This window comes from Gordonia sp. UBA7860, assembly GCF_002500165.1.
Lineage (GTDB): Bacteria > Actinomycetota > Actinomycetes > Mycobacteriales > Mycobacteriaceae > Gordonia > Gordonia sputi.
On record NZ_DLSO01000140.1, the window covers coordinates 1 to 8224 of the forward strand.

The 8224-nt window shown below is 66.8% G+C and carries 10 protein-coding genes and 2 pseudogenes; 2 read left to right on the plus strand and 10 right to left on the minus strand.

Features of this window, described 5'->3' with window-relative positions:
- From rph to clpS, 10 genes and pseudogenes are all read right to left on the minus strand, one after another.
- Positions 1-111: pseudogene (rph, locus tag B3T59_RS17185) on the minus strand (ribonuclease PH); the annotation flags it as partial.
- An 18-nt stretch (positions 112-129) separates the two neighbouring features.
- The gene (locus B3T59_RS17190) at positions 130-897 is read right to left on the minus strand and encodes a cyclic nucleotide-degrading phosphodiesterase (protein ID WP_005207820.1); all 768 of its coding nucleotides are present in this window, start codon (positions 895-897) and stop codon (positions 130-132) included.
- A gap of 104 nt (positions 898-1001) precedes the next feature.
- Complete coding sequence (murI, locus tag B3T59_RS17195) at positions 1002-1811, minus strand: glutamate racemase (protein ID WP_039856561.1); 810 nt, start codon at positions 1809-1811, stop codon at positions 1002-1004.
- Positions 1808-2455: a rhomboid family intramembrane serine protease gene (locus B3T59_RS17200; RefSeq protein ID WP_005207822.1), complete on the minus strand. Its 648-nt coding sequence runs from the start codon at positions 2453-2455 to the stop codon at positions 1808-1810. Before B3T59_RS17200 ends, murI begins: the two co-directional genes overlap by 4 nt.
- 195 nt (positions 2456-2650) lie before the next feature.
- The gene (locus B3T59_RS17205; RefSeq protein WP_005207823.1) at positions 2651-3622 is read right to left on the minus strand and encodes a PLP-dependent cysteine synthase family protein; all 972 of its coding nucleotides are present in this window, start codon (positions 3620-3622) and stop codon (positions 2651-2653) included.
- A gap of 7 nt (positions 3623-3629) precedes the next feature.
- Positions 3630-3938 carry a MoaD/ThiS family protein gene (locus B3T59_RS17210; protein WP_005207824.1) on the minus strand — a complete coding sequence of 103 codons (309 nt, stop codon included), beginning with the start codon at positions 3936-3938 and terminating at the stop codon, positions 3630-3632.
- Positions 3939-3945: 7 nt separating this feature from the next.
- The gene (locus B3T59_RS17215; RefSeq protein ID WP_005207825.1) at positions 3946-4353 is read right to left on the minus strand and encodes a Mov34/MPN/PAD-1 family protein; all 408 of its coding nucleotides are present in this window, start codon (positions 4351-4353) and stop codon (positions 3946-3948) included.
- A gap of 91 nt (positions 4354-4444) precedes the next feature.
- Positions 4445-5569, minus strand: coding sequence for a P1 family peptidase (locus B3T59_RS17220; protein ID WP_287004455.1), 1125 nt, complete (start codon positions 5567-5569; stop codon positions 4445-4447).
- Positions 5569-6144, minus strand: coding sequence for a DUF2017 domain-containing protein (locus B3T59_RS17225; protein WP_287004456.1), 576 nt, complete (start codon positions 6142-6144; stop codon positions 5569-5571). Before B3T59_RS17225 ends, B3T59_RS17220 begins: the two co-directional genes overlap by 1 nt.
- Positions 6145-6163: 19 nt before the next feature.
- Positions 6164-6505, minus strand: a complete 342-nt coding sequence (gene clpS, locus B3T59_RS17230) for an ATP-dependent Clp protease adapter ClpS (RefSeq protein ID WP_039856542.1) — start codon at positions 6503-6505, stop codon at positions 6164-6166.
- Between the two features lie 20 nt (positions 6506-6525).
- On the opposite strand from clpS, the gene B3T59_RS17235 reads away from it, so the two are divergent.
- The gene (locus B3T59_RS17235; RefSeq protein ID WP_287004457.1) at positions 6526-7830 is read left to right on the plus strand and encodes a nicotinate phosphoribosyltransferase; all 1305 of its coding nucleotides are present in this window, start codon (positions 6526-6528) and stop codon (positions 7828-7830) included.
- 154 nt (positions 7831-7984) lie between these two features.
- Positions 7985-8224 (plus strand): annotated as a pseudogene (locus B3T59_RS17240) (isochorismatase family protein); the annotation flags it as partial.

Sequence of the window (8224 nt, forward strand, 5' to 3'; positions counted from 1 at the left end):
TGTCTGACCGAACTCGATCAGCACCGACCCAGCGGGATTCGACGTGAATCCGCGGGTGATGGTGATGGGACGGAGTTCGTCGTCGGCCCTGCCGTCAGCTCGTGTGGTCACGAACTCAACTGTAGGAGATCACCCGGGTAGGTCGAACACCTGGCCCTGACGCACGAGGCCGACCGGCCCCGAGAAGGTGCTGCGCGCCTCGGCGAGGATCGCCTCGGCATCCGACCACGGTGCGACATGGGTGATCGCGAGCGATTTCGCGTCGGCCTTGGTCGCCATCTCCCCCGCCTCGATGCCCGACATGTGCAGGTGCGGAGGGCGCTCCGACGGTGCGTGCGTCCACGACGCCTCACACAAGAAGATGTCGGCATCCGCGGCGAGATCGATCACCGCGTCGCACGGACCCGAGTCGCCGCTGTAGGCGATGACCTGCCCCTCCGGACCGGTGAATCGCAGTCCGAACGTGGCGGGCGGATGGTCGACGCGGAAGGGTTCGATCGTGATGCCGCCCAACGTGATCTCGATGTTGTCCGACCACTCGTGGACGTCGAACGTATCGCTGATGTCGTCGATCTGACCGCCGAACTCGCTCGACGCCGCCCCGATCCGCAGCGCGGTACCCGTCGGCCCGTACAGCGACGCCAGTCCGGTCGCAGGCGTCGGCGCGTAGCGACGCCACACCAGCATTGCGGGCAGGTCGACGCAGTGATCGGCATGCAGATGGCTCAGCACGACGTCGACGTCATTCGGGTCGACGATCCGCTGCAGTTCCCCCATCACCCCGGGGCCGCAATCGACGAGCACGGGTCGATGGCCGGGAACGGTCAGCAGGTAGCCCGAGCAGGCCGCACCGGGGCCACCGACACTGCCCGAACAGCCCAGGACAGTCAGACGCATACGACCTACATTGCCACGCGCACATGGCGGGCAGACCACTTATCGGTCACAAGACACGCCGACTCGGACGTGTGACCGATCCGACGTCGGCGACACTCCGCACGTCAGACCGGATCCACCGGTCGGACAACAGGTCCGAGGAAGCGACTCGACAGCTTTGCGAACATCTCGGGGTCGCCGGTCGCCTGGAAGTGGCGCACCGCCTCGCGGCCGGTGTGCGGGTGGAGCAGATCGGATTCGGTGAGCACACGGAACAGATCCTTGGCGGTCTCCTCGGCGCTGGACACGAGCGTCACCTCGTCGCCCATCGCCAACTGGATCACGCCCGACAGCAACGGATAGTGGGTGCATCCGAGCACAACCGTGTCGACGTCGGCCTCCTGCAGCGGCTCGAGATATCCCTGCGCGAGACCAAGGATCTGCCTACCGCTGGTGATGCCGCGTTCGACGAAATCGACGAATCGCGGACATGCGACCGCGGTGATCTGGGCGTCGCGGGCGGCGGCGAACGAGTCCTGATACGCGCGCGAGGAGATCGTCGCCTCCGTGCCGATCACGCCGATGCGCCCGGTCTTCGTCGCGACGACGGCTCGACGGACCGCTGGCAGCACCACCTCGATCACCGGGATCGGCGCGTAGCGCTCGCGGGCATCGCGCAGGCAGGCCGCGGACGCGGTGTTGCAGGCGATCACGATTGCCTTGACCCCGCGCTCGGCGAGGTCGTCTCCGATCGCGAGGGCGTGTCGTCGGATCTCCGGAATGGTCAGCGGACCGTAGGGTCCGTTCGCGGTGTCGCCGATGTAGACGATGTCCTCGTCGGGCAGTTGGTCGATGATCGCGCGGGCAACGGTCAGCCCACCGACGCCGGAATCGAAGATGCCGATAGGCGCGTCGGTGCGTGTGTTGGTGACTATGACCGCACCCCCGGTGTTGTCGGACCATACGGAGATACAGGACCCGATGAGGCCGTCGGGCGTCGGCGACGATCCCGGTCGGCGAGGAACCACGCGGCGAGTACACCGCCGATGGCGCCGAACAGATGTCCCTGCCACGAGACCCCGAAGGTGCCGGGGAACACGCCCCACAGCACCGATCCGTATACGAGAAAGAGGATGACTCCGATCGCGATCTGCGTGAGGTCGCGGTTGAAGAGTCCGCGTACGAGCAGGTATGTCAGCCAACCGAAGATGATGCCCGACGCCCCGACCGTGACGCTGTACGACGGCGCGAACAACCAGACACCGATGCCCGACACGATCCAGACGATTGCGGTGACGATGAGGAAGCGTTTGCTCAGCAGCAGAATGAATCCCAGCACGACGAGCGGGATCAGATTGGCGAACAGGTGCTGCCAATCGGCGTGCAGGAACGGCGCCCACAGGATGCCGTCGAGTCCGTCGATCTGGCGTGGTTCGATGCCGGCGCGATCAAGGTCGTAGTGAGTTGCGGCGTCGATCGCCTCGACGATCACGAGCACCGCGACGATGAACGCCATCACGATCGCCGACCGCGCCCACAGCGGCCGCGCGCCGCGCGTGGGGGTGGTGCTCGGTGTCATCTCGTTCCTTCGTCGGGTGGTCTCGACAAGCTCGACCAGCGGGTTCAGCTCGACCAGCGGTGGTCTCGACAGGCTCGACCAGCGAGGGTAGCTCGACCAGTGGTGGTCTCGATAAGCTCGACCAGCGGGTTGGGCTCGACCAGCGGGTTGGGCTCGACCAGCAGTGGTCTCGACAAGCTCGACCAGCGGAGGCGGCTAAGCCCAGAGCTGTCCCTCGAGTGCCTGCTCGGCATCCTCAAGGCTACCGTCGTAGGCCCCGGTGGACAGATACTTCCACCCCGCGTCGGGCACGACCAATCCGATGTCGGCGCGTCGACCCTCCTTGAGCGCCTTGCGGCCGATGCCGCGGGCGGCCTGCAGGATCGCGCCCGTCGACACTCCGGCGAAAATGCCCTCGAGGTCGATGAGTTCGCGGACCCGCGCGACGGCGTCGACGCCCTGAACGGAGTATCGGCGGGTCAGCACCGATTCGTCATACAGCTCGGGCACAAAACCCTCGTCGATGTTGCGCAGGCCGTACACCTCGTCGCCGTATCGCGGTTCGGCCGCGACGATCTCGATGTCGGGGTCGCGTTCGCGCAGATACCGTCCGACGCCCATCAACGTTCCGGTGGTGCCGAGACCCGCGACGAAGTGGGTGATCTCGGGAAGATCGGCGAACAGTTCCGGGCCGGTGCCCTCGTAGTGCGCGCGCCAGTTGGCCTCATTGCCGTACTGGTAGAGCATCACCCAATCGGGGTGCTCCGCTGCGAGTTCCTTGGCTATACGGACGGCGGTATTCGAGCCGCCCGCGGCTGGTGACGAAATCACCTCGGCGCCGTACATGCGCAGCAGTGATCGACGTTCGTCCGAGGTGTTCTCGGGCATCACGCAAATCAAGTGGTAGCCCTTGAGCTTCGCGGCCATGGCAAGCGAGATACCGGTGTTGCCGCTCGTGGGTTCGAGGATCGTCGACCCCGGCTGCAGCAGGCCGTCGGCTTCGGCTTGCTCGATCATGCGCAGCGCCGGCCGGTCTTTGGTCGAGCCGGTGGGGTTGCGATCTTCGAGCTTGGCCCAGAGCCGCACGTGCGGACCGTCGTCGGTGTCGTCCCACCTCGGTGAGAGGCGTTGCAGTCCGATCAGGGGCGTGTTCCCGACGGATGAGATCAGCGACGTGTAGCGCGCCACGAAATCCCTATCGTCCGAGCGCTGGCAGTGCGCCGCCGGCGACCGCGGGCAGGATGGTGACCTCGTCGCCGTCGTCGATCGTGGTCGCGAGACCGCCGGAGAAGCGCACGTCCTCGTCGTTGACGTAGATGTTGACGAAGCGGTGCAGCTTGCCCGCGGCCGCACCATCCGTGGCAACTAGGCGTTCCTTGAGGCCGGGGTTGGCAGTCTCGAGATTGTCGATGAGCTCCGACAGCGTCGAGCCGGAACCCTCGACCCGCTTCTCGCCGCCGGTGTGCGTACGCAGGATGGTCGGGATGGACACGGTGACCGTCATGGTTGATTCAGCTCCTGATCTCGATGGGTTCTTCGGTGACATCACCGTCGATGATGCGGTAACTCCGGATCTCGGTGTCGTCGGCGTCGCGCGTGGACACGAGGACGTAATGCGCCTGGGGTTCGCTGGCATAGGAGACGTCGGTGCGGCTCGGGTATGCCTCTGTGGCGGTGTGAGAGTGATAGATGACGATCGGCTCCTCGTCGTTGCGATCCATCTCCCGCCAGACCTTCAGTTGCTCCGTCGAATCGAAGCGGTAGAACGTCGGCGACCGCTCGGCGTTGACCATCGGGATGAACCGGACGGGACGGTCGGAGCCCTCCGCGCCTGCGATCACCCCGCACGCCTCGTCCGGATGATCGGCGCGCGCATGCGCGACCATCTCGTCGACCAACTCCTGGCTGATCTGCAGCACTCGCTCTCCTCGAAGTGAACGGATAAACGTCCTGACGAACAACGTGCCCCTCGACGCCGCTATTCCGAGACCCCGGTGACGACTCCGGCAGCTACGCGATGCCGGTGGTCGTGATCGCCGACGGCGCGAGGTCGGCGTAGGAGGGCACGCCCGCCACCGAATCGGCGGCCAGCACCGCGTTGACGATCGCGCGTTGGGTGACCGTCACGGCGACGCGGCAGATCTCGGCGAGGACAGCGACGTCGGGGTTCATCCCCGACGGCACGAACGCCGCGGGCTCGGTCGGCTGTGCTCCGGTCGCAACCGCGAAGATGGTGTCGCCGTCGAGCGGCGAGTGCACGGGGTGGATGGCGCGGGCGAGCCCGTCGTGCGCCGACATCGCGATTCGACGTACCGACGCGGCGTCGAGTTCGGCGTCGGTCGCCACCACGCCGATCGTCGTGTTGAGCACGGTCTGTTTGGCAGCGACCTCGGCCAATCGCGCGGCATCCGAGCTGTCCGGGCGGGCGAGTCCGTAATACGCGAGGTCGTGTTCTGTTGCACCCCAAGGCAATCCGGTAGTCGGATCGATCACCGAGCCCACCGGGTTGGCGACGATCAACGCGCCGACGGTGATGCCCGACGCCGCGCCGGTCTCGATGCGCGACGACGCCGTACCCACTCCACCTTTCAGTCCGCCCGCCCGAGCTCCGGCCCCGCCGCCGACACTGCCCTGAGCGACCTCGGCGCCCGCAGCCTGCAGCGCCGCGTGTCCGAAGCCCGCGTCCGGACGGTTGGTCCACCCGCCCATCGGGAGGTCGAAGATGACGGCCGCCGGAACAATCGGGACCACGCCGCCCTGGGCGTTCATCGGTAAGCCACGACCCGACTCCTCGAGCCCGGCCATCACCCCGTCCGCGGCGGCAAGTCCGTAGGCGCTGCCGCCCGTCAGGACTATCGCGTGCACCGTGGTGACGGTGTTCGACGGATCGAGCAGGTCTGTCTCGCGAGTCCCAGGTCCGCCGCCCCGCACGTCGACAGCCGCCGTCGGGGCATGGGTCGCTCCATCCGGCGTGCTGACGACCACGACCGTCGTACCTGTCGCCCACCCCGTTCCGGGCGGATCGTCGGGTCCGCCGAGGCCGAGCGTGGCGTCTGCATCGACGAGGTGGTGATGACCGACGGCGATGCCTGCCACATCGGTGATGCGATCACCGGCGGGAGCCCAGCCGGTCATCACATCATCGCCTCGACGAGCAGCTCCTGGATGACGGTCAGCCAGTGATAGACGTCGAGGTGGGCGGCGTGCGGATGGTCGGGCGGGAGCTGGTCGGGGGTGTCCTCGGAGATCCCGAGCATTGCGCCCAGCGCGAGGCGGACGTCGTTGAGCGCGGTCAGCCAGCACATCGCCTCCTCCTCGGTGAGCGAGACGTCGCCGCCGCCGTCGGGCAGGGTCGCGAGCATCGTCGTCGACGCCGCGAGTTTGGCGTCGATGATCTTGGGTTCGTTGACGCTGCGCAGTGCCGCGTTGAGCCGCCCGTTCACGGCGTCCGCGGTGAGTTCGGTGTCCTGGTCGGGACGATGAAAGTCGGGAAGCAAACGGCCGAGGGTCGCATCCGTCGGGGCGCTCGAGTGTCCGGTCCGGATGCCGGTCAGCTCGGCGAGGTCGTCACGCGGCGCGCTCGCCTCACGTTCCGTGAGCAACTCCGACATCGACGCCACCATCGACGCGAGGAGCTCGGACTCGTGAGACTCCAACGACGTCGTGTACCGCACCGAGCGTCCTCGGCCCTTGCGTTTGAAAACGCGCACTCGTATGTCCCGCCCGCTGTTAGCTGTCGCGCTGCATCGTCGCCCACAGACCCGCGGCGTGCAGTTTGGTCACGTCGGATTCCATCTTGTCGCGGTCGCCCGACGACACCACGGCCTTGCCCTCGGTGTGCACCTGCATCATGAGCTGGTTCGCCTTGGATTCGGAGTATCCGAAGACCTTCTGGAAGACGAAGGTCACGTAGCGCATCAGATTGACCGGATCGTCCCAGACGATGGTCACCCAGGGACGGTCGAACGCCGACGCGGCGTCGGCAACGGCCGGGTCGGCCACGGCCGTGCCACCGCTTCCGCCGCCGCTTCCGGGGGTAGCCTCATGCGCACGAATATCGTCAGGCGCCATACAAACTAGGGTAAGGGATCGTGACCATCCGCAACACCGCCCTGCTCACCGACCAGTACGAGCTCACCATGGTCTCCGCCGCGCTGCGGCACCCGATCGCACACCGGCAGTGTGTGTTCGAGGTGTTCGCGCGCCGTCTCCCCGACGGCCGCCGGTACGGGGTCGTCGCGGGCACCGCTCGTATCCTCGATGCGCTGACGCAGTTCCGCTTCGGCGACGACGAGATCGCCGTCGTCGAACGCTTCCTCGACGACGAGACCGTCGAGTGGCTGCGCAACTACGAATTCACCGGCGACATCGACGGATATCGCGAGGGTGAGCTGTACTTCCCCAACTCGCCGATCCTCACCGTGCGCGGAACCTTCGCCGAGGCGGTGGTACTCGAGACGCTGATCTTGTCGATCCTCAACCACGACAGCGCCATTGCCTCCGCGGCCGCCCGCATGGTCAGCGCGGCCAGCAGGCGCCCGATCATCGAGATGGGATCGCGTCGCACGCATGAGTGGGCGGCCGTGGCGAGCGCACGGGCCGCCTACCTCGCGGGTGTCGCGGCAACGTCGAACCTCGAGGCGGCGCGTACCTACGGCGTGCCGAGCGCGGGAACCGCGGCGCACTCGTTCACCCTCGCGTTCACCGAACCCGACGGCACCAACGAGAAGGCAGCGTTCGCCGCGCAGATCGAGACACTCGGTGTCGGTACCACGCTGCTCGTCGACACCTTCGACATCACCCAGGGCGTACGCAACGCCGTCGAGGTGGCCGGTCCCGAGCTCGGTGCAGTCCGTATCGATTCCGGCGATCTCGGCGTGTTGGCACGTCAGGTCCGCGAGCAACTCGACGAGCTGGGCGCTCCGAACACTAAGATCGTCGTCTCCGGTGACCTCGACGAATATGCGATCGCGTCGCTGCGCGCCGAGCCCGTCGACACCTATGGCGTCGGAACCTCGTTGGTCACCGGCAGCGGCGCCCCGACTGCGGGCATGGTCTACAAGCTGGTCGAGGTCGACGGCATCCCCGTCGCCAAACGCGCCAGCCACAAGGAGTCGAAGGGCGGCGCGAAAAATGCCGTGCGGGTCGCGCGTCCCACCGGCACCATCGTCGAGGAGATCCTCTACCGCGCCGAAACACCGACACCGGACGTTCCGGGACACGTCGTCCGCCCGTTGCAGATCCCGCTGGTTCGCGGTGGGCGTCGCGTCGACGACCTTCCGACGCTCGACGACGCGCGCGCGTTCCTCGCCGAAGGTCTGGTCAGCCTGCCGTGGGAGGGACTCGGACTCTCGCACGGAGATCCCGCCGTACCGACGCGTTTCCAACTCGGCTGACAGCCCAGGGAACCGATCCCCACCCGCCCACGTCCAAGCATCGAACCGGTAGCGAGCAACCCAACTACTCAAGCACCTGAGCACACGAGCAACCGCAACCGATCAGACAGCAGCCGATCACACAGCAGCCCAGCCACGACCCGAGGAGATCGGAATGTCCAGCCCACACTTCGACGACGACGTCAGTCCAGCCCAAGCGCTCATCGTCGTCGACGTCCAGAACGACTTCTGTGAGGGTGGCGCACTGGGCGTGAACGGCGGCACTGCGGTCGCGCGGTCGCTGAAGTCATTGACGGACGACTACGGCATCGTCGTGGCCACGCGTGACTACCACATCGATCCGGGCGCACATTTCTCCGATGATCCCGACTTCGTCGACACCTGGCCGCCGCAC